Here is a 19957-nt window from a genome sequence, read left to right on the forward strand (position 1 = left end):
TGGGCTGGGACCCGTGCGTGCCTCCTCCCGCTCCCTCGCCGCGCCCGCCGCGGCCGCCCGCCCGCTCGTCGTCAGCGCCGACGGCGACCTCGTCGACGACCTGCTCCGGCTGCTGGCCGCGGCCGGTGCGGAGGCCGAGCTGGCCACCGGCGGCCCGGCGCTGCGCCGCGCCCACCGCACCGCGCCGCTCGTCCTCGTCGGCTCGGACGTCCTCCCCGCACCGGCCGTGCGGGCGCTCCCGCGGCGGGCCGGGCTGGTCGTGGTGACCCGCGGCGAGCTGCCCGCGGCCGACTGGGCCACCGCCGTGGAGCTGGGCGCCGAGCGCGTCGCCCGGCTGCCGGCCGACGAGGCGTGGCTGCTGTCGCGGTGCGCCTCCGCGGTGCGCTCCCCGGTCGCGTCCGGCTGGCTCGCGGCGGTGGGCGGCAGCTGCGGGGGCGCCGGTGCAAGCACCGTCGCGACCGCGCTCGCGCTGGCCGCCGCGCCCGGCTCCCTGCTGGTCGACGCCGACGCCGCCGGCGGCGGGCTGGACCTGCTGCTCGGCGCGGAGCGCACCGACGGGCTGCGCTGGCCCGAGCTCACCGGCCTGCGGGGACGCGTCGCCGGCGACGCCCTGCTCGCCGCGCTGCCGGAGACCGCCGGCGTCCGCGTCCTCGCGGCCTCCCGCGCCGACCCGGTCGCCATCCCGGCCGAGGCGCTCAGCGCCGTCGCCCTCGCCGGCCGGTCCGCCGGGGCCGCCGTCGTCGTCGACCTGCCCCGCGGCGAGCCCGCGCCGGCCGAGACCGTCCTCGCCGAGGCCGACCTGTCGGTCCTCGTCGTCCCCGCGCGGCTGCGCGCCGTCTCCGCGGCCCGTCTGCTCCTCGACCCCGGGCGGCCCTGGTCGTCGGCCGTGGTCGTGACCCGCGGCGTCCCGGGCGGGCTGTCCCGCGACGACGTGGCCGACCTGCTCGGCCGGCCGGTGCTGGCCGAGCTCGGGCACGACCGCGCCGCGGTGCCGCGCGGCGAGCGCGGGGAACCGCCGCTGGTCTCGGCGCGGGCGCCGCTGGGCGTGCTGGCGCGGCGGCTGCTGGCGGAGGTGCCGGGGCCGAGCGAGCCCGCCCCGTGACCGGCCCGCTGCTGGACCGGGTCCGGGCCCGCCTCGCCACGGAGCCGGGGGTGCCCTCCCGCGCGGCCGTCGCCGCCCTGGTGCGGACCGAGTCCGGCGGGCTGCTCGGCGACGACGACGTGCTGCGCGCCGTCCGCGAGGCGGTCGACGAGCTGGCCGGCGCCGGGCCGCTGGAGCCCCTGCTGCGCCTGCCCGACGTCACCGACGTCCTGGTCAACGGCCCCGACCAGGTGTGGGTGGACCGCGGCGACGGGCTCGAGCGCACCGCGCTGGCCTTCCCCGACGACGACGCCGTCCGCCGGCTCGCCGTCCGGCTGGCCGCCGCGGCCGGCCGCCGCCTCGACGACGCCGCGCCGTGGGTCGACGTCGGCCTGCCCGACGGCACCCGCCTCCACGCGGTCCTGCCACCGGTCTCCGGGAGCGGCACCTGCCTGTCCCTGCGGGTGCTGCGCCGGGCCACGCCCGACCTCGCGGCCCTCGCGCGGGCCGGCGCCTTCCCCGGCGGGAGCGAGCGGCTGCTGCGGGCGCTGGTGGCCCGGCGGCGGGCGTTCCTGGTCACCGGCGGCACCGGCGCCGGGAAGACCACCCTGCTGTCGGCGCTGCTGGCCGTGGTCGACCCCGCGGAGCGCATCGTGCTCTGCGAGGACGCCGCCGAGCTGGCCCCGGCCCACCCGCACGTCGTGCGGCTGCTCAGCCGGCCGCCGAACGTCGAGGGCGCCGGGCTGGTCACGCTGCGGGACCTGGTCCGGCAGGCGCTGCGCATGCGGCCCGACCGGCTCGTCGTGGGGGAGGTCCGCGGCGCCGAGGTGACCGACCTGCTCGCCGCCCTCAACACCGGCCACGACGGGGGCTGCGGCACGCTGCACGCCAACCGCCCGGCCGAGGTGCCCGCCCGGCTCGAGGCGCTGGGCGTGGCGGCCGGGCTCGACCGGGCCGCCGTGCACAGCCAGGCCGCGGCCGCGCTCTCGGTCGTGGTGCACCTGCGGCGGTCGGCGGTCGGCCGGCGGGTCGACGAGCTCGGCGTCCTCCGCCGCACCGGCGACGGCGTGGTCGTGGAGCCGGCCTGGCGGGCCGACGGCGGACCGTGCCCGGCGGCGGAGCGGCTGTCGGCGCTGCTCGACGGCGACGACGAGCCGTGACGGCGGCCCTCTTGGCGCTGGCCGCGGCGCTGCTGGCCTGGCCGGACGCCGGCGCGCTGCGCCGGGCCCGGCTGGGCCCCCGCCCGCGCGCCACCGCCTCCCGCCTCCGGCCGGGACCGCGGTCGGCGCCGGTCCTCGTGGGCGCCGCCGTGGCCGCGGGGGCCGCGATCGCCAGCACCCCGCTGGTCGCCGGCCTCGCCGGGGCCTGCGCCGCGCTGGCCGCGCGGGCCGAGCTCGGCCGCCGCCAGGCGGCCCGGCGGGAGGCGGCGTCGGCGGCGGTCACCCAGGCGCTCGGCGCGCTCGCGGCCGAGCTGCGCAGCGGCCGGCCGCTCGAGGTCGCCGCCGCGGCCGCGGCCCGCACCTGCAGCGACGACGGGGTGGGGGCCGCGCTGGTGCGGGCGGTCCGTGCCCCGGCGCCCCCCGCGCCGGGGCGCCGCGCCCCGCCCCGGCCGGCGGAGGCGGCGCTGGACCGGCTCGCCGCGGCCGTCCGGCTGAGCCGCGACACCGGGGCCGCGCTGTCCGAGGTCGTGGCGGCGGTCGAGGACGACCTGCGGGCGCGGCACCGCCGGCGGCTGGAGCTCCGCTCCGCGCTGTCCGCGCCGAGGGCCAGCGCGACCCTGCTCGCCGGCCTGCCGCTGCTGGGCCTCGCCATGGGCAGCGGCGTGGGCGCCGACCCCTGGCGCGTGCTCACCGCGACGGGGCCCGGCCAGGTGCTGCTCGTCGTCGGCGTGGGCCTGGAGGTGGCCGGCGTCGCCTGGTCGCGCCGGCTGGCGTCCCGGGCGACCCGCCGAGCCGTGCCGGAGGGCCGGTGACCGGCGGGAGCGCCGCCCTGCTGGCCCTGGCCGCCGCGCTGCTCGCCTGGCCGCCGGCCCGCGCCCGCGGCCGCGGCCGGGTGGCGGCGCCGCCCGCGCCGGTGCGGTCGGCGTCCCGCGAGGCGGCGCTGGCGGCCGCCTGGCAGCGCCGACTGCTGGCGGCCGCGGCCGGTGGTGCGGTCGGACTGCTCGTCGGCGGCGTGCTCGGCCTGCTCGCCGCCGTGGTCGTCGGCGCCCTCGGGGAGCGGGCGCTGCGCTCGGGCGCGGCGGCGGACGGCGACCGAGGGGCCGCGCTGGAGCAGGAGCTGCCGGTCGCCTGCGACCTGCTCGCCGTCTGCCTCTCCGCCGGCCTGCCCACCGCAGCGGCCCTGGCGGCGGTGGCGACGGCCGTGCACGAGCCGCTCTCCGGGGAGCTGCGCCGGGTCGCGGGGCTCACCCGGCTCGGCGCCGAGCCGCGGTCGGCCTGGGCCGGCGCTCCGGAGGAGCTGGCTGCGCTCGCCCGGGTGCTGGTCCGCGCGGGGGAGTCCGGCTCGGCCGTCGGGCCCGCGCTGCGCGCGCTGGCGGCCGACGCCCGCGTGCTCGCCCGCACCCGCATCGAGGCCGACGTGCGGCGGGCCGGGGTGTGGGTCCTCGCACCGCTGGGGCTGTGCTTCCTGCCGGCCTTCCTGTGCCTCGGCGTCGTGCCGCTGGTGCTGGGCATCGCCGGCGAGGTGTTCGGCTGAGGCCCGGCGTCCACAGGGCCTCCGGTCCTCCACAGATCGGGCCGGGGCGGCCGACCGGAGGGCCCCGGCCGCGAGGGTCGACCCGACGGCCCGGACGGCGGGCCCCGAACCCAGGAGCGAACCGTGCAGCAGAACCCCCGTCCCCCGATCCCCGGCCGCCGGCCGCTCCGGGCGGCGGCCCGCCGCTGGGCCCGCGTGCGGGCCTCGGGCGAGGCCGGCATGAGCACCGCGGAGTACGCGGTCGGCACCGTGGCGGCCTGCGCGTTCGCCGCCGTCCTCTACCGGGTCGTCACCGGCGGCTCGATCGTCGACGCCCTCGGCGAGCTCGTCGAGTCGGCCCTCGGCACGCTGTCGTGACGGCGCGGCGGCGCCCGCGCGGCGACGCCGGCATGGTCACGGCCGAGACGGCGGTGGTCCTGCCCGTGCTGCTGCTGGTGCTGGCGGGCGCCGTCGCCGCGGTCACCGTGGTCGGCGCCCAGATGCGGTGCGTGGACGCGGCGCGGGAGGCGGCCCGGGCCGCGGCGCGGGGCGAGACCGCGGCCGTGGTCGGCGCGATCGCGGCCCGCTCGGCCCCCGACGGGGCGACGGTCGACGTGGCCACGTCGGTGGACGAGGTCCGCGTGACCGTCACCGCCGACCTGCCGGCGCTGGGGCCGGTCCCGGTGCGCGTCCGGGTGTCGGCGGCGGCGGTCGCGGTGCGCGAGCCCGGTGGGGTGCCGTGAGCCGGGACGGCGAGCGCGGCTCGGCGACGGTCTGGGTACTCGCCCTGGCCGGCGTGCTCGCCGCCGTGGGCACGGCCGCGGTCCTCCTGGCAGCGGCGGTCACCGCGCGGCACCGGGCCGGGGCGGCGGCGGACCTCGCGGCGCTGGCCGCCGCGGCGGCCGCGGTGCGCGGCGATCCCGGCGCCTGCGCGGCCGCCGCCGAGCTCGCCGCGCGCAACGGGGCCGAGCTGACCTCCTGCGCCCTGGCCAGCGGCGCGGTGGTCGCGGTGACCGTCGCCGTCCCCCTCCGGCTCGGGCCCCTCGGCGCCTTCTCCGCCGAGGGCCGGGCCCGCGCGGGACCGGTCGGCGCCGGGGCGGAGGGGTGACCGCCCGGGTGTCAGGCCGACGCGGGCGCGGGGGACAGGTGCTCGTGCACCGCCAACCAGCGGCCGTCGGCCGCCCGGGAGAACACGATCGTCTCCCGCTCCTGCAGCACCTCCTGGCCCGCCGTGGTGGACACGGTGGTGCGCACGGCGTGGGTCAGCACGGCGACGTCGCCGTGCACCTGCACGCGGGTGTCGGTGGTGGCGCAGTCCAGCACCCGGAAGCCGTCCTCCGCCTCCCACCGCTGCCAGAGCCGGCGGTACTCCTCGGTCGAGGTGAGCAGCCGGTCGGCGGTGTGGAACAGGAAGGTGGCGTCGGGTGCGAAGCAGGCGAAGTACGCGGGGAGGTCGTTGCGGCCGAACGCGTCGACGAGGGCGGCGCCGGCCCGGCGCACCTCCTCCGCGGCGGGAGACCCGTTCACCGGCCCGCCGCCATCGCCGAGATCAGCTCGTACGCCACGTGCGAGGCGGCGATGCCGGTGATCTCGGCGTGGTCGTAGGCGGGGGCCACCTCGACCAGGTCGGCGCCCACCAGGTTCGACCCGGCGAAGCTGCGCAGGACCGCCAGCAGCTCCCGGCTGGTGAGCCCGCCCGCCTCGGGCGTGCCCGTCCCTGGGGCGAACGCCGGGTCGAGCACGTCGATGTCGACCGAGACGTACACCGGTCGCTCCCCGACGCGGGCCTGCACCCGCTCCACCACCCCGCGGATGCCGAGGTCGTCGACGTCGCGGGAGTGCACCACCTGGAACCCCAGCTCGGCGTCCTCCACCAGGTCGCGCGCCGAGTACAGCGGGCCGCGGATGCCCACGTGCAGGCAGCCGCTCCGGTCGAGCAGCCCCTCCTCGGAGGCCCGCCGGAACGGCGTGCCGTGCGTGTAGTCGGCGCCGAAGTAGGTGTCCCAGGTGTCGAGGTGGGCGTCGAAGTGCACCACCGCGATCGGGCCGTGCACCGCGTGCAGGGCGCGCAGCAGCGGCAGCGCGATGGTGTGGTCCCCGCCGATGGTCATCAGCCGGCCGGTCCGCTCCAGCAGGCTGCGTGCCCCCGCCTCGATCGCGGCGATCGCCTCACCGATGTCGAAAGGGTTGACCGCCAGGTCGCCGGCGTCCACCACCTGCTGGCGGCCGAACGGCTCGACGTCCTGCGCCGGGTTGTACGGGCGCAGCAGCCGCGAGGACTCGCGCACGTGCGCGGGGCCGAAGCGCGCGCCGGGCCGGTAGCTGACACCGGAGTCGAACGGCACCCCGACGACGGCGACGTCGACGTCGGAGACCTCGTCGATGCGCGGCAGGCGGGCGAAGGTCGGCGGCCCGGCGAACCGGGGCACGACGGTGGCGTCGACCTGGCCGAGACGGCCGTCCTGGGAGATGCGCTGCATGCTCACCGATCCTGCTCCACCGCCGAGAGGTCGCGACGGCGGCCCGTGCGGTGCACCGACGCCCGCGGGTCGTCGACCACCTCGGGCATCGGGGAGTCGGAGGCGGGCACCCACCTCGGGCCGGCCGGGCCGAAGACGTACCGCGGCTCGGGGAAGGCGAACAGCAGCGCCACGTAGACCACCGCGGCCAGGCCGATCGACACCGGCAGGCTGATGTCCACCCCGCCGGCCGCGTTGCGGAAGGGGCCCTCGATCAGCGGCGGGTAGTTGGCGAACAGCAGGCCGACCACCGCGGCCGGGATCCACGCGGCCATGCCGCGCCAGTTGGTGCCGCCGCTGAACCAGTAGCGCCCGCCCAGCCGGCCCTGGTTGAAGACCTGCAGGTCGGTCGGGGAGTAGTAGCCCCGGCGCACCCAGTAGCCGATCGCCATGATGATCATCCACGGCGTGGTGCAGATGACGATCGCGCCGACGAACGCGTTGACGCTGGCGAGCAGGTCGAACACCAGCCGGCCGACGAGGATGAAGACGAACGCGAGCGTGCCGATGACCAGCGACGCCTGCACGCGGCTCAGCCGCGGGAACACCGAGGAGAAGTCCAGGCCGGTGCCGTAGAGCGAGGTGACCCCGGTCGACAGCCCGCCCAGGAACGCCACCACCATGAGCAGCAGCGCGTACCAGATGGGCGAGACCTGGATCAGCGCGAAGACGTAGTCGACCTCGCCGGCCACCAGCGTCGCCGTGGCGACGCCGAAGAGGAACGGCACGAGGGTGGCCAGCTGCGCGAGCAGGGTGGCGCCCAGCAGCCGCGACGGGCGGGTGCTCGCCGGGATGTAGCGCGACCAGTCGCCGAGAAAGGCGCCGAAGCTGATCGGGTTGCCCATGACGATCAGCGCCGAGAGCACGAACGTGGGCCAGAAGCTGCCCAGCGCGTACGCCTCGGGGCCGGGGTCGTAGCCGGGGTCGAACTGCGAGGCGTAGGCCACGAGCGCCAGCAGCATCAGCGCCGTGTTGGCCAGGACCACCACCTTGTTCACCAGCAGCATGAACTGGTAGCCGTACACGACCACGACGATCACCAGGCCGCCCAGGACGGCGTAGATGACGCCGCGGAACAGCTCCGAGTCGCCGGTGCCGAACAGCCGGGTCGAGGCGCCCACCAGCGCGTCCCCGCTGACCCAGACGGAGATCGAGTAGAACGCGAGCGCGGTCAGCAGCGACAGGAACGAGCCGAGCACGCGACCCCGCACGCCGAAGTGCGCGCCGGACGACACCGCGTTGTTCGTGCCGGTGCGCGGCCCGAACAGGCCCATCGGCATGAGGAACAGCGCGCCCACCAGGACGCCGACCACCGTCGCCGCCACCGCCTGGACGAGCGAGAGCCCGAGCAGGATCGGGAACGTCCCCAGGATGATCGTGGCGAACGTGTTGGCGCCGCCGAACTGGATGCGGAACAGGTCGAAGGGGCGGGAGGTCCGCTCCGCGTCGGGGATGGTGTCGATCCCGTGCTGCTCGACCTCCGTGGCCCTCGGCCGCCGCTGCTCGGCCGCCAGGCCGGCGACCTCGGCTCCGCTCATCTGCACCTCCGCGTCAGGGGAGCGGCCTCCGCCACTCGGTCGCGCAGAGGCTAGGGGCAAAGTTGCCTGTCAGGCAACGGATGTTTTCCGAGAAGGCCATGCGGCATGCTGACCGCACCCGACGTCGAGAGGAGCGCAGTGGCTGGCGAGCTCCGGCGGCTACCCCGCCCGCACGACCCCGGCGAGGCGCTGGTGGGCGCCCGGCTGCGGGCCGCCCGTCAGGCGGCGGGGCTGACCCTGGCCGCCGTCGCGGCGCAGGCGGGGCTGACCAAGGGCTTCCTCAGCCGGCTCGAGCGCGACGAGGTCTCCCCGTCGGTGGCCACGCTGGTGACCGTCTGCGGCATCCTCGGCATCACCGTCGGCCGGCTGTTCGAGAGCCCCCAGACCTCGCTGGTCCGGGCCGAGGAGGCCCCGCCGATCAACTTCGGCGGTCAGGGCCTGCGCGAGGTGCTGCTCACCGCCGGCGACCAGCGGCAGCTGCAGGTGATCCGCTCCCGCGTCGAGCCCGGCGGCGGGGGCGGCGAGGAGCTGTACTCGCTCGCCTGCGAGGTCGAGTTCATCCACGTGCTCAGCGGCGAGCTGCGGCTGCTCCTGCCCGGGGAGGTCGTGGACCTGCGCGCCGGCGACGCCTTCACCATGCCGGGCGCGACGCCGCACACCTGGCTCAACCCGTCGCCGTCCAGACCCTGCGAGGTCCTGTGGGCCTTCGCCCCCGCGCCGTGACCGGACCCGTCCGGCGCATCGTCGACCTCTCCCACGTCGTCGACGACGACACCCCGGTCTACCCCGGCGACCCGGTGGCCCGGTTCACCCCCGCGGCCACCGTGGCGGCCGACGGGTACAACGTCCTGCACGTGCGCATGGGCTCGCAGACGGGCACGCACGTGGACGCGCCGTACCACTTCCTCGAGGACGGCGCGCGCATCGACGAGCTCCCCCTGGACCTGTTCGTGGGCCCCGCCGTGGTCGTCGACGTCGGCGGCAAGGGGCCGCGCGGCCGGATCGAGTGGGCCGACCTCGCGCCGCACGCCGACCGGCTGGGTCCCGGCCGCGTCCTCGTGCTGCACACCGGCTGGGACCGGCATTGGGGCACCGACGCGTACTTCGCCCACCCGTTCCTCACCGGGGACGCCGCGGCCCGCGTGGTCGCCGCCGGCGTGCGCACGATCGGCATCGACGCGCTCAGCCTGGACGAGACCGTGCCCGGTGGCGAGCCCGCCGAGGGCTTCGCCGCGCACCTGCACGTGCTCGGCGCCGGCGGCGTGATCGTCGAGAACCTCCGCGGCCTGGACGGCGTCCGCGTGCGCGAGCCGCTGCTCAGCGTGCTGCCCCTGCGGTTCGCCGGCGCGGACGGCGCACCCGTGCGAGCCGTGGCCCTGGAGCTGGACGCCGCGCCCTAGGCGCCGGTCAGAAGACCAGCTCGTCGCGGTCCTCCGCCGGCCGGGGCTCCTGCGGCCCCGCGGCGTCCACCGCGACGTCGTCCGCGTCGTCCTCCGCGTCGTCCTCCGCGCCCTCGTCCTCGGCGGCGGCCAGCTCGTCCAGGACGACGTCGAGCACCCGGACGGCGCCGGTCTTGTCCAGCGGGTCGTTGCCGTTGCCGCACTTGGGCGACTGCACGCACGACGGGCAGCCGCTCTCGCACTCGCAGGTGGCCACAGTGGCCCGGGTCGCCTGCAGCCAGCGGCGCAGCACCGCGTAGCCGCGCTCGGCGAAGCCGGCGCCGCCGGGGTGGCCGTCGTAGACGAAGATCGTCGCCGCCCCGGTGTCCGGGTGCAGGGCGGTGGAGAGCCCGCCGAGGTCCCAGCGGTCGCAGGTGGCCAGCAGCGGCAGGATGCCGATCGCCGCGTGCTCGGCCGCGTGCAGCGAGCCGGGCAGCGCGATCTCGTCGACCCGCGCCCGGTCCACCGCCCGGGGGTCGAGGGTGAACCACACCGCGCGGGTGCGCAGCTGCCGCGGCGGCAGGTCCAGCGGGAACTCCGCGAGGACCTCCTCGGTGACCAGGCGCCGCCGCTGGTAGGCGACCACCTGGTTGGTCACGTCCACGACCCCGGTGTGCGCGGTGACGGTGCCCAGCCGGCGCGTCCGGTCGGTGCTCACCACGGCCAGGTCGGTCACGTCGCGCGCCACCGTCGTCCACTCGGGGCTCTCGGCGTGGACGACCGCCACGGCGTCCTCGACGTCGAGCTCGTCCACCACGTAGGTCTCGCCGCGGTGCACGTAGAGGGCGCCGGTGTGCACCGTCGAGTGGGCGGCGTCGCCGTCGACGGTGCCGAGCAGGCGCCCGGTGTCGCCCTCGATGATCGACACCGGCTCCAGGCCGCTGCCCCGGATGTCGACGTCCGGCCGGCCGCGCCCGGCCCAGTACCAGCCGGCCGGGCGGCGGCGCAGCTGCCCGGCGGCGACCAGCTGCTCCAGCTGCGCCTCGGCCGCCGCCCCGCCGAAGTCCGGCAGGTCCTCCGGCCGCAGCGGCAGCTCGGCCGCCGCGCAGCACAGCTGCGGGCCCAGCACGTACGGGTTGGTCGGGTCGGTGACCGTCGCCTCGATCGGCCGGCCGAACACCGCGCGCGGGTGGTGGGCCAGGTAGTGGTCGAGCGGGTCGTCGCGCGCCACGAACACCACCAGCGACTCCCGCTGGGCGCGCCCGGCCCGCCCGGCCTGCTGCCACATCGAGGCCAGCGTCCCCGGGTAGCCGGCCAGCACCACCGCGTCCAGCCCGGCGATGTCGATGCCCAGCTCCAGGGCGTTGGTGGTCGCCACGCCCAGCAGCTCGCCGGAGGACAGCAGGCGTTCGAGCTCCCGCCGCTCCTCCGGCAGGTAGCCGCCCCGGTAGGAGTCCACCCGCCGCACGAGGTCGGCCCGCCCGCGCTCGGCCAGCAGGCGGCGGGCCTGCTCGGCGACGGACTCCGCGCTGCGCCGCGACCGGACGAACGCCAGCGTCCGGGCTCCCTGGTCGACCAGGTCGGCGAGCAGGGAGGCCGAGTCGGCGGCGGCCGAGCGGCGCAGCGGGGCGCCGTGCTCGCCGGTGCGCTCGGTCAGCGGCGGCTCCCACAGGGCGAACGTCGCCCCCGGCCGCGGCGAGCCGTCCTCGGTGACCGCCCGCACCGGGGCGCCGACCAGCCGGCCGGCCGCCTGCGCCGGGTCGGCGACCGTCGCCGAGGCCAGCACGAACACCGGCTCGGTGCCGTACCGGCGGCAGACCCGCCGCAGCCGGCGCAGCACGTGCCCGACGTGCGAGCCGAAGACCCCGCGGTAGGCGTGGCACTCGTCGACCACGACGTAGGCCAGCCGCCGCAGCGTGCTCGACCACCGCTGGTGAGCGGGCAGGATCCCGCGGTGGAGCATGTCGGGGTTGGTCATGATCCACCGCGAGTGGCGGCGGACCCAGTCCCGCTCCTCGGCCGGGGTGTCGCCGTCGTAGGCCGCCGGGCGCACGGAGGGGTCGGCCAGCGCGGCGACCGCGGTCAGCTGGTCGCGGGCCAGCGCCTTGGTGGGCGCCAGGTAGAGCACGCAGGCGCGGTCGTCCTCGGCCAGCCGGCTCAGGGCGGGCAGCTGGTAGGCCAGCGACTTGCCCGACGCCGTGCCGGTGGCCACCACCACGTGCTGCCCGGCGTGCGCCAGCTCGGCCGCCTCCACCTGGTGCCGCCACGGAGAGGGGACGCCGCGCTCGGACAGGCGCGCCCGCAGCTCGGCGGGTACCCACTCGGGCCACTGCCGCGACTGGCTGCGCCGCATCGGCAGCCGGTGGACGTGGGTGACGGGTTGCTCGTCCTCGGACGTGCCGGCCAGGAGGCTCGCCAGCAGGTCCGCCCCGGGAAGAACCTGGTCCGCGCCGGGAGGGGGAGCCGAGCGGACCGGGTGGAGCGTGGTCACCCCTCCACTGTCACACCTGGGGGCAAGCGCCGGACCGCCGCGCCGGAACGAATTGTGACCAAATCAACACTCAGTCGCGGCTTCCTGCACAACCTGTGATCTCGCTTACACTCACGCGGCGTCCACAGGTCGACGGAGCCCTCCGACGCCCCGGGCGTGACCTCCGCCGGGCGACGCGTGCGCCGGCCCGGCAGCCGACCGCTTGGAGGAATACATGCCCGACAGCTCACTGTCCGGCGGGGACGTCACCCTGGTGGTGGTCGTCCTCGTCGTCGCCCTGGCCGCACTCGGCTTCGCCGCCTACCTGGTCCGCGCCGTCCTGGCGGCCGACCAGGGCACGACGACGATGCGCGACATCGCCCGGGCGGTGCAGGAGGGCGCCGCGGCCTTCCTGCGACGGCAGTTCAGGACGCTGGGCGTGTTCGCCGTGATCGTCTTCCTGCTGCTGCTCGCGCTCCCGGTCGCCGAGGGCGGCTGGGGGACCCGGACCGGCCGGGCGCTGTTCTTCCTGGTCGGCGCCCTGTTCTCGGCCGCGGTCGGCTTCATCGGCATGACCCTGGCCACCCGCGGCAACGTGCGGGTGGCCGCGGCCGCCCGCACCGGCGGCTACCGGCCGGCCTTCCGCATCGCCTACCGCACCGGCGGCGTCGTCGGGATGATCACCGTCGGCCTGGGCCTGTTCGGCTCGGCCCTGGCCCTGCTGCTGTTCGACGAGACGGCGCCGGTGGTGCTGGAGGGCTTCGGCTTCGGCGGCGCGCTGCTGGCGATGTTCATGCGGGTCGGCGGCGGCATCTTCACCAAGGCCGCCGACGTCGGCGCCGACCTGGTGGGCAAGGTCGAGGCGGGCATCCCCGAGGACGACCCCCGCAACGCCGCCACGATCGCCGACAACGTGGGCGACAACGTCGGCGACTGCGCGGGCATGGCGGCCGACCTGTTCGAGTCCTACGCGGTGACCCTGGTCGCCGCCCTGATCCTCGGCCAGGTCTTCTTCGGCGCCGTCGGCATGGTGTTCCCGCTGACCGTCGCCGCGATCGGCGTGGTGGCCTCGGTGGTCGGCATCCTGGCCAGCAACCCCGGCAAGAACGACAACAGCGGCCTGGCCCCGATCAACCGCGGCTTCTTCACCTCCGCGGTGGTCTCGCTGATCCTCGTCGCGGTCGCCGCCTTCACCGTGCTGCCCAGCGTCGCCGACCAGGACCTGTCGGTCAGCCCGCAGGTGCTCGGCTTCCTCGCCGTCCTCGCCGGCATCGTGCTGGCCGTCGCCATCCAGCTGCTCACCGGCTACTTCACCGAGACCAGCCGCCGGCCGGTCCGCGACGTCGCCCGCAGCTCCCTCACCGGCCCGGCCACCGTCGTCCTGTCCGGCATCTCGCTGGGCCTGGAGTCGGCGGTCTACGCCGCCCTGCTCATCGGCGGCTCGGTCTACGTCGCCTTCCTGATCGGCGGCAGCGCCGCCCTCTACGCCGTCGCCCTGGCCGGCTGCGGCCTGCTCACCACCGCGGGCGTCATCGTCTCGATGGACACCTTCGGGCCGGTGAGCGACAACGCGCAGGGCATCGCCGAGATGTCCGGCGACCTCGACGAGGACGGCGCCCGCACGCTCACCGACCTCGACGCCGTCGGCAACACCACCAAGGCGATCACCAAGGGCATCGCGATCGCCACCGCGGTGCTCGCCGCCACCGCGCTGTTCGGGTCCTACAACGCGCAGGTCCTCGACGCCCTCGACGAGGCCGGGGCCACGCTGGGCAACGCCTTCACGCTGGTGAACCCGCAGAACGTGGTCGGTGCGCTGGTCGGCGCCGCCGTGGTCTTCCTGTTCTCCGGCCTGGCCGTCAACGCCGTCTCGCGAGCGGCCGGGCGGGTGGTCTTCGAGGTCCGGGAGCAGTTCCGCACCCGGCCCGGGATCATGGACTACAGCGAGCGGCCCGACTACGGCGCCGTGGTCGACATCTGCACCAAGGACTCCCTGCGCGAGCTGGCCACGCCCGGCCTGCTCGCCGTCATGGCGCCGGTCGCGGTCGGGTTCGGCCTGGGCTTCGGGCCGCTGGCGGCCTACCTCGTCGGCGCGATCGCCGCGGGCACGCTCATGGCGGTCTTCCTCGCCAACTCCGGCGGGGCGTGGGACAACGCCAAGAAGATGGTGGAGGACGGCGCCCACGGCGGGAAGGGCAGCGAGGCGCACGCGGCCACGGTCATCGGCGACACCGTCGGCGACCCGTTCAAGGACACCGCCGGTCCGGCGATCAACCCGCTGATCAAGGTGATGAACCTGGTGGCGCTGCTCATCGCCCCCGCGGTGGTCGGCCTCTCGGTCGGCGACGACGCCAACACCGCCGTCCGCACGGTCATCGCCCTCGTGGCGGTGCTGGTCATCGTCGCCGCGGTCGTCGTCTCCAAGCGCCGGTCCGTGGTGGTCGGCGGTGCGCCGAGCCAGAACACGGAGAACTCGCTGACGGCCAGCGCGCCCTGATCGGTCGTCCCCCCTCCGCACACCGGGATCCTCCGGCCGGCCCCGCGCCGGCCGGGGGGTCCCGGTGGCGGTTGTGGACGTCGTCGCCCGTTGTGGACGGCGACGGGCGTGCCCGCGGGGCCGGCTCCTAGCGTCCGCCGCCTCCGGTCCGACCCCGGACCGCCCACGACGCCGGAGGCAGGAATGTCCGCGCTCATCTCCGCCCAGCTCGACCGCGTGGCGGCCCTGGCCGCCGAGCTGGCCGCGCTCGCGCAGGCGCTGGCCGAGGACGGCGTGCTGTGCACCTCGACCGCCCGCTCGCTGTCGACGTCGCTGGGGGGCTCGGCGGGGTGGTGGGCCGGCGGCGCCGGGCACGGCTGGGCCGGCCTGCTGCGGATCCTCGCCGAGCGCGCCGAGGCGCTCGCCGGCACGCTGGCCGGCGCCGTCGAGGAGTACCGCCGCTACGACGCGCTGCTCTCCGAGCGCGTCTCCGGGCGCGTCGGCTCGACCGCGATCGCCCGGTGATCCCGCCCTCCCTCACGGCGGTCGCCGGCTGGGACGTGCCGCTGCTGCGCGGCGCGGTCGGCACCCTCGACGTCGTGGCCGCGCGCCTGCCCGCGTGGCGGGCCCGCACCGAGGCCGTGGGCCGGGCGCTGGCCGCCGCCGAGTGCTGGTCCGGTCCGGCGGCGCGCGCGGCGGCCGACGCGGTCGTCGAGCTGTCGGTCGCCACCACCGCGGTCTCCGCCGCCCTCGCCGACTCGCTGGACGCCTTCGCCGTCCTCCTCGCCGCCGCCGGGACGGCCGGCCCGGACGCCGCCGCGGCACTGGCCGCCGCGGCGGCGGAGGGGGTCTCGCTCGGCGAGGACGGGCGTGCGTCCGGCCCGCCCGAGGCGGCCGAGCGGATCGGGGCGCTGGCCGCCCGGGCGCTCGCGGCGGCGGACTCCGCGGGGGTCGCCGCGCAGGCGGCGGACCGCGCGCTGCTGCCGGTCGGCGTCGTCGACGCCTTCCCGCCGGTCGACTTCGCCGGCCTGCTCTCCGGGGTCGACCCGTGCGTCGTCCCGCCCCCGATACCTGCCGGCACCGACCCCACCCGGGTGGCGGCCTGGTGGTCGTCCCTCTCCGCCGCCGAGCAGCGGGCCGCGGTCGCCGCGGAGCCGGAGATGGTCGGCGCCCTCGACGGGGTGCCGGCCTGGGCCCGCGACCGCGCCAACCGGCTGGTGCTCGCCGCCGCGCTGGACGCCGCCGACCCGGACGCCACGACGACCGCCGTGGCGGCGGAGATCCGGCGCCAGGAGGCGGCGGGGCGGCCGGTCCAGCTGTGGTCGCTCGACCTCGGGCAGGGCCTGGTCGGGCTGGCGGTCGGCGACCTGGACACGGCCGACGCGGTGGCGCTGCTCGTGCCCGGGATCCTCACCACGCCGGAGGGCGACCTGGCCCGCGTCGTCGACGACACCGCCGACGTCCTCGCCAGTGCCTCGGCCGCGACGCCGGCGCTGGCCGTCGCGGGGCTGGCCTGGCTCGGCTACCGGACCCCGCACGACCCGCCGTCGATCGTCACCCGCGGCGCCGCCCGCCGCGGCGGCGACGCCCTGGACGACGACCTGGACGGGCTCGCGGCCGCCCGGCGGGCGCTCGCCGCGCCGCTCCCGCGCACCACCGTGCTGGCGCACAGCTACGGCACGGTCGTCGTCGACGAGGCCGCGGGGGAGGCGGGGCGGCTGGCCGCCGACGCGCTCGTCCTGCTGGGCAGCCCCGGCCTGCAGCGCGACGCCGGGGAGCTCGAGGCCGCCGAGGTCTACGCCGCCGCTTCCCCGTTCGACCCGGTGTCCTGGTCGGGGTGGTTCGGCGACAGCCCGACGGAGGAGGGGTTCGGGGCGGTCGAGCTGCCGGTCGACGCCGTCACGCTGCACTGGGAGTACCACGACCCCGACGGCCCCACCCTGGCGGCGGCCGGGGAGGTCGTGGCGGCCCCGCCGGGCGAGCCGTGAGCCGCGCCCTCAAGGTGGGGGAGAGGACGACCGATGGGAACAGCGCGGGGGGTCGAGCGTTTCTGGGGGTGACGGCGCGCCCACGGCGGGTCGCCACCCGGGCTCGCGTCGGAGGCGTGGCCTACCGTGGCCCGCCGAGGGGCGCACCGCGACGCGTCCGCCACCGTCGGGTCGTCCGGCGCCCGCACCGCAGCACCACCGACAGGAGCACCGTGCCCAGCAGGACCGCGAAGAACGGCACCCAGACCGCCACCGGGACGAGCACGCCCGCGCGGCGGCGATCCGGCGCGAACGGCGGCAAGCCGCTGGTCATCGTCGAGTCGCCGACGAAGGCCGGCAAGATCGCGGGTTACCTGGGCAGCGGGTACGTCGTCGAGGCCAGCGTCGGGCACATCCGCGACCTGCCGCGCAACGCCGCCGACGTGCCGGCCGAGCACAAGGGTGCCTCCTGGGCGCGGCTGGGCGTCGACGTCGACAACGGCTTCGAGCCGCTCTACGTGGTCAGCCCCGACCGCAAGCAGCAGGTCAGCCGGCTCAAGCAGCTCGTCAAGGACGCCAGCGAGGTCTACCTCGCCACCGACGAGGACCGCGAGGGCGAGGCCATCGCCTGGCACCTCGTCGACACGCTCAAGCCGCGGGTCCCGGTCCGCCGCATGGTCTTCCACGAGATCACCCCCGAGGCGATCACCCGTGCCGTGGCCAACCCGCGCGAGCTGGACACCGCCCTGGTCGACGCCCAGGAGACCCGGCGCATCCTCGACCGGCTCTACGGCTACGAGGTCTCGCCGGTCCTGTGGAAGAAGGTCCTGCCCAAGCTCTCGGCCGGCCGGGTGCAGTCGGTGGCCACCCGCATCGTCGTCGAGCGCGAGCGGGAGCGGATGAACTTCCACGCGGCCGACTACTGGTCCCTGGAGGGCGTCTTCGCCGTCGCCGACCAGCGGGCCGGTGCCGACGCGGGGGAGCCCACGACCGTCCGCGCCCGGCTGGTCAGCGTCGACGACAGCCGCGTGGCCACCGGTCGCGACTTCGACCCCGCCACCGGGCGGGCCACCGGCGAGGTGGTCCACCTGGACGAGGCGGGCGCCCGCGGCCTCGCCGCCCGGCTCGAGGGCCGGCAGGTGACCGTCAGCCGGGTGGACGAGAAGCCGTACCGCCGCCGCCCGTACGCGCCGTTCACCACCTCCACGCTGCAGATGGAGGCCGGCCGCAAGCTCGGCTGGTCCTCGGCGCAGGTGATGCGCGTCGCCCAGCGGCTGTACGAGAACGGCCACATCACCTACATGCGGACCGACTCGACCAACCTGTCGAACGAGGCGATCAACGCAGCCCGCACCCAGGCGCGGGAGCTCTACGGCGACGCGTACGTCCCGGCCGAGGCCCGCCGCTACGCCAAGAAGGCCAAGGGCGCCCAGGAGGCGCACGAGGCGATCCGGCCGGCGGGGGACAACTTCCGCACCCCGGGCCAGCTCGCCGGCCAGCTCGCCCGCGACGAGTTCCGGCTCTACGAGCTCGTCTGGCAGCGCACGATCGCCTCCCAGATGGCCGACGCGGTCGGCCAGACCGTGAGCATCCGGCTGGCCGGTCGCAGCAGCACCGACGAGGCGGTCGAGTTCACCGCCAGCGGCCGCACCATCACCTTCCCCGGTTTCCTGCGGGCCTACGTCGAGTCGCGGGACGAGGGGCCGGCCGGCAACGGCGACGACGACCACGGCAGCGACGACGCCGAGCGCCGGCTGCCGAGGCTCGAGCGCGGCCAGCGACTCGACACCCGCGCGCTGGAGCCCAAGGGGCACACGACCACGCCGCCGTCGCGCTACACCGAGCCGAGCCTGACCGCCCGGCTGGAGGAGCTGGGCATCGGCCGGCCGTCGACCTACGTCTCGATCCTGCAGACGATCCAGGACCGCGGGTACGTCTGGAAGAAGGGCGCCGCGCTGGTGCCGTCCTTCGTGGCCTTCGCGGTGGTCAACCTGCTCGAGCAGCACTTCGCCCAGCTGGTCGACTACGACTTCACCGCCGCGCTGGAGAACGAGCTCGACGAGATCGCCAGCGGCACCCTCGGCCGGGTCGACTGGCTGACCGAGTTCTACTTCGGCGGCGAGGGCCGCCACGCCGGCGCCATCGCCGCCTCGGGCGGCCTCAAGCAGGTCATCAGCGAGCGGCTGGAGGAGATCGACGCCCGCGGCGTGAACTCCATCCCGCTGCGCGCCACCGGCCCGCACGGGGAGCCCGTCGTCGTCCGCGTCGGCCGCTACGGGCCGTACCTGCAGGTGGGCAGCGAGGAGGGCGCCCGGGTCAGCATCCCGGAGGACCTGCCGCCCGACGAGCTGACCACCGAGAAGGTGGCCGAGCTGCTGGCCGCTCCCAGCGGCGACCGCGAGCTGGGCACCGACCCCGCGTCGGGGCACCCCGTCGTGGTCAAGGCCGGCCGCTACGGGCCCTACGTCACCACCGTGGTCCCCGAGGGCAGCAAGGAGTCGCCGCGCACGGCCAGCCTGTTCGCGTCGATGTCGCCGGAGACGGTGACCCTCGACGAGGCGCTGCGCCTGCTCACCCTGCCCCGCACGGTCGGCACCGCGCCCGACGGCGAGGAGATCCAGGCGCTCAACGGCCGCTACGGCCCCTACCTCAAGAAGGGCGGCGACTCGCGGTCGCTGCCCAGCGAGGAGGCGCTGTTCACGACCACCCTCGACGAGGCGCTGGCGATCTTCGCCCAGCCGAAGCAGCGCGGGCGGCGGGCCGCGGCCACGCCGCTGAAGGAGCTCGGCGCCGACCCGGTCACCGGGGGGCAGATCACCGTCCGCGAGGGCCGCTTCGGCCCCTACGTCACCGACGGCGAGACCAACGCCAGCCTGCGCAAGGGCGACGACGTCGAGGCGATCACCCTCGACCGCGCCGCGGAGCTGCTGGCCGACCGGCGCGCCCGGGGTCCGGCGACGAAGAAGAAGGCGGCCAAGAAGACCGCGACGGCCAAGAAGACGACGGCGAAGAAGGCCACGGCCAAGACCACGGCCAAGAAGGCGACGACGAAGAAGTCGACCGCCGCGCCGGTCTCCGCCGGCTGATGACCGGCACCGGCTCGCTGGACCCGGCGAGCTGGGACGGCCGCCGGCGCAGCTTCGGGTCGGTGGCCGCCGAGTACGCGGCGCTGCGCCCGGGGTACCCGGCCGACGCGGTCGCCTTCCTCCTCGGCGCGGCTCCGCGACGGGTCCTCGACCTCGGCGCCGGCACCGGCCTGCTCACCGAGCGCCTGGTCGCCGCCGGGCACGAGGTCGTCGCCGTCGACCCGTCGCCCGAGATGCTGGCGCAGCTGGCCGCGCGCCTGCCCGGCGTCGTCCCGCTCGTGGGCTCGGCCGAGTCGCTGCCGCTGCCCGACCGCGACGTCGACGCGGTGGTCGCCGGCCAGGCCGCGCACTGGTTCGACCCGGTGCCCGCGGCCCGCGAGATGCGCCGGGTGCTGCGCCCCGGTGGGGTCGTCGGGCTGGTCTGGAACGCCCGCGACGAGCGGGTGCCGTGGGTCGCCGCCCTCGGTGCGCTGCTGGCCGGCGAGGCGCGCGGTCACGAGGCCGACCAGGGCGTGGTGGACGAGTTCGCCGCGGCGCTGCCGGCCTCCGCCACCGGGTACGGGTCCGGCGTCGTGCAGACGGTGACGCCCGAGCAGGTGGTCCGCGGCATCGGCACCCGCAGCTACGTGGCCACCATGGAGCCGGCCGCCCGCGAGGCCTTCCTCGGCCGGGTGCGCGCGCTGCTGGCCACCCATCCCGACACCCGGGGGCGGGAGGTCCTCGAGCTGCCGCACCGCACCACCGCGCACCGGCTCGCGCCCCGGTGAG

General features: G+C 76.9%; 18 protein-coding genes. 14 read left to right on the forward strand and 4 right to left on the reverse strand.

The features are described from left to right. The first annotated feature begins 13 nt into the window (after positions 1–13). From ssd to ACI78S_RS00870, 7 genes are all read left to right on the forward strand, one after another. The gene (gene ssd, locus ACI78S_RS00840) at positions 14–1102 is read left to right on the forward strand and encodes a septum site-determining protein Ssd (RefSeq protein ID WP_456970292.1); all 1089 of its coding nucleotides are present in this window, start codon (positions 14–16) and stop codon (positions 1100–1102) included. Continuing rightward, the gene (locus ACI78S_RS00845) at positions 1099–2241 is read left to right on the forward strand and encodes a TadA family conjugal transfer-associated ATPase (RefSeq protein WP_456970293.1); all 1143 of its coding nucleotides are present in this window, start codon (positions 1099–1101) and stop codon (positions 2239–2241) included. The genes ssd and ACI78S_RS00845 overlap by 4 nt, the downstream gene beginning before the upstream one ends. Next, positions 2238–3053, forward strand: coding sequence for a type II secretion system F family protein (locus tag ACI78S_RS00850; protein ID WP_456970294.1), 816 nt, complete (start codon positions 2238–2240; stop codon positions 3051–3053). Before ACI78S_RS00845 ends, ACI78S_RS00850 begins: the two co-directional genes overlap by 4 nt. Then, on the forward strand, positions 3050–3775 hold the full coding sequence (locus tag ACI78S_RS00855; RefSeq protein WP_456970295.1) for a type II secretion system F family protein: 726 nt from the start codon (positions 3050–3052) through the stop codon (positions 3773–3775). The genes ACI78S_RS00850 and ACI78S_RS00855 overlap by 4 nt, the downstream gene beginning before the upstream one ends. Positions 3776–3898: 123 nt before the next feature. Further along, positions 3899–4132, forward strand: a complete 234-nt coding sequence (locus ACI78S_RS00860; RefSeq protein WP_456970296.1) for a DUF4244 domain-containing protein — start codon at positions 3899–3901, stop codon at positions 4130–4132. Continuing rightward, positions 4129–4497: a TadE family type IV pilus minor pilin gene (locus tag ACI78S_RS00865; protein WP_456970297.1), complete on the forward strand. Its 369-nt coding sequence runs from the start codon at positions 4129–4131 to the stop codon at positions 4495–4497. The genes ACI78S_RS00860 and ACI78S_RS00865 overlap by 4 nt, the downstream gene beginning before the upstream one ends. Beyond that, entirely contained in the window at positions 4494–4862 is a 369-nt protein-coding gene (locus ACI78S_RS00870; RefSeq protein ID WP_456970298.1) for an Rv3654c family TadE-like protein, read from the forward strand. Before ACI78S_RS00865 ends, ACI78S_RS00870 begins: the two co-directional genes overlap by 4 nt. An 11-nt stretch (positions 4863–4873) precedes the next feature. Here ACI78S_RS00870 and ACI78S_RS00875 read toward each other — a convergent pair whose 3' ends face one another. From ACI78S_RS00875 to ACI78S_RS00885, 3 genes are read right to left on the reverse strand one after another with little or no spacing between them, the layout of a single operon-like run. After that, positions 4874–5281 (reverse strand): YybH family protein, encoded by a 408-nt coding sequence (locus ACI78S_RS00875; RefSeq protein ID WP_456970299.1) that lies wholly within the window; start codon positions 5279–5281, stop codon positions 4874–4876. Then, on the reverse strand, positions 5278–6234 hold the full coding sequence (gene speB, locus ACI78S_RS00880) for an agmatinase (protein WP_456970640.1): 957 nt from the start codon (positions 6232–6234) through the stop codon (positions 5278–5280). Before speB ends, ACI78S_RS00875 begins: the two co-directional genes overlap by 4 nt. Before the next feature lie 2 nt (positions 6235–6236). Then, positions 6237–7811, reverse strand: coding sequence for a purine-cytosine permease family protein (locus ACI78S_RS00885; RefSeq protein ID WP_456970300.1), 1575 nt, complete (start codon positions 7809–7811; stop codon positions 6237–6239). Between the two features lie 138 nt (positions 7812–7949). Here ACI78S_RS00885 and ACI78S_RS00890 point away from each other — a divergent pair, with 138 nt between their 5' ends. Both ACI78S_RS00890 and ACI78S_RS00895 read left to right on the forward strand, forming a co-directional pair. Beyond that, positions 7950–8534 carry a helix-turn-helix domain-containing protein gene (locus ACI78S_RS00890; RefSeq protein ID WP_456970301.1) on the forward strand — a complete coding sequence of 195 codons (585 nt, stop codon included), beginning with the start codon at positions 7950–7952 and terminating at the stop codon, positions 8532–8534. After that, positions 8531–9211: a cyclase family protein gene (locus ACI78S_RS00895; RefSeq protein ID WP_456970302.1), complete on the forward strand. Its 681-nt coding sequence runs from the start codon at positions 8531–8533 to the stop codon at positions 9209–9211. The genes ACI78S_RS00890 and ACI78S_RS00895 overlap by 4 nt, the downstream gene beginning before the upstream one ends. Before the next feature lie 7 nt (positions 9212–9218). On the opposite strand, the gene ACI78S_RS00900 is transcribed toward ACI78S_RS00895, so the two are convergent. Next, entirely contained in the window at positions 9219–11681 is a 2463-nt protein-coding gene (locus ACI78S_RS00900) for a DEAD/DEAH box helicase (RefSeq protein ID WP_456970303.1), read from the reverse strand. A gap of 214 nt (positions 11682–11895) precedes the next feature. On the opposite strand from ACI78S_RS00900, the gene ACI78S_RS00905 reads away from it, so the two are divergent. The 5 genes from ACI78S_RS00905 (at position 11896) to ACI78S_RS00925 (ending at position 19956) form a co-directional block, all read left to right on the forward strand. Further along, positions 11896–14157, forward strand: coding sequence for a sodium-translocating pyrophosphatase (locus ACI78S_RS00905; protein ID WP_456970304.1), 2262 nt, complete (start codon positions 11896–11898; stop codon positions 14155–14157). 183 nt (positions 14158–14340) lie between these two features. Then, complete coding sequence (locus tag ACI78S_RS00910; RefSeq protein ID WP_456970305.1) at positions 14341–14661, forward strand: hypothetical protein; 321 nt, start codon at positions 14341–14343, stop codon at positions 14659–14661. After that, positions 14658–16124 carry an alpha/beta hydrolase gene (locus ACI78S_RS00915; RefSeq protein WP_456970306.1) on the forward strand — a complete coding sequence of 489 codons (1467 nt, stop codon included), beginning with the start codon at positions 14658–14660 and terminating at the stop codon, positions 16122–16124. Before ACI78S_RS00910 ends, ACI78S_RS00915 begins: the two co-directional genes overlap by 4 nt. 212 nt (positions 16125–16336) lie before the next feature. Further along, positions 16337–19189, forward strand: coding sequence for a type I DNA topoisomerase (gene topA / locus ACI78S_RS00920; protein WP_456970307.1), 2853 nt, complete (start codon positions 16337–16339; stop codon positions 19187–19189). Then, the gene (locus ACI78S_RS00925; RefSeq protein ID WP_456970308.1) at positions 19189–19956 is read left to right on the forward strand and encodes a class I SAM-dependent methyltransferase; all 768 of its coding nucleotides are present in this window, start codon (positions 19189–19191) and stop codon (positions 19954–19956) included. Before topA ends, ACI78S_RS00925 begins: the two co-directional genes overlap by 1 nt. The last annotated feature ends 1 nt before the right edge of the window (position 19957 follow it).

The organism is Geodermatophilus sp. SYSU D00815 (assembly GCF_054050035.1).

Excerpts from the sequence above, each read along its gene's own strand:
- ACI78S_RS00885 (WP_456970300.1), bottom strand. The coding sequence starts at position 7,811 with ATGAGCGGAGCCGAGGTCGCCGGCCTGGCGGCCGAGCAGCGGCGGCCG.
- speB (WP_456970640.1), bottom strand. The coding sequence starts at position 6,234 with ATGCAGCGCATCTCCCAGGACGGCCGTCTCGGCCAGGTCGACGCCACC.
- ACI78S_RS00925 (WP_456970308.1), top strand. The coding sequence starts at position 19,189 with ATGACCGGCACCGGCTCGCTGGACCCGGCGAGCTGGGACGGCCGCCGG.
- ACI78S_RS00905 (WP_456970304.1), top strand. The coding sequence starts at position 11,896 with ATGCCCGACAGCTCACTGTCCGGCGGGGACGTCACCCTGGTGGTGGTC.
- ACI78S_RS00910 (WP_456970305.1), top strand. The coding sequence starts at position 14,341 with ATGTCCGCGCTCATCTCCGCCCAGCTCGACCGCGTGGCGGCCCTGGCC.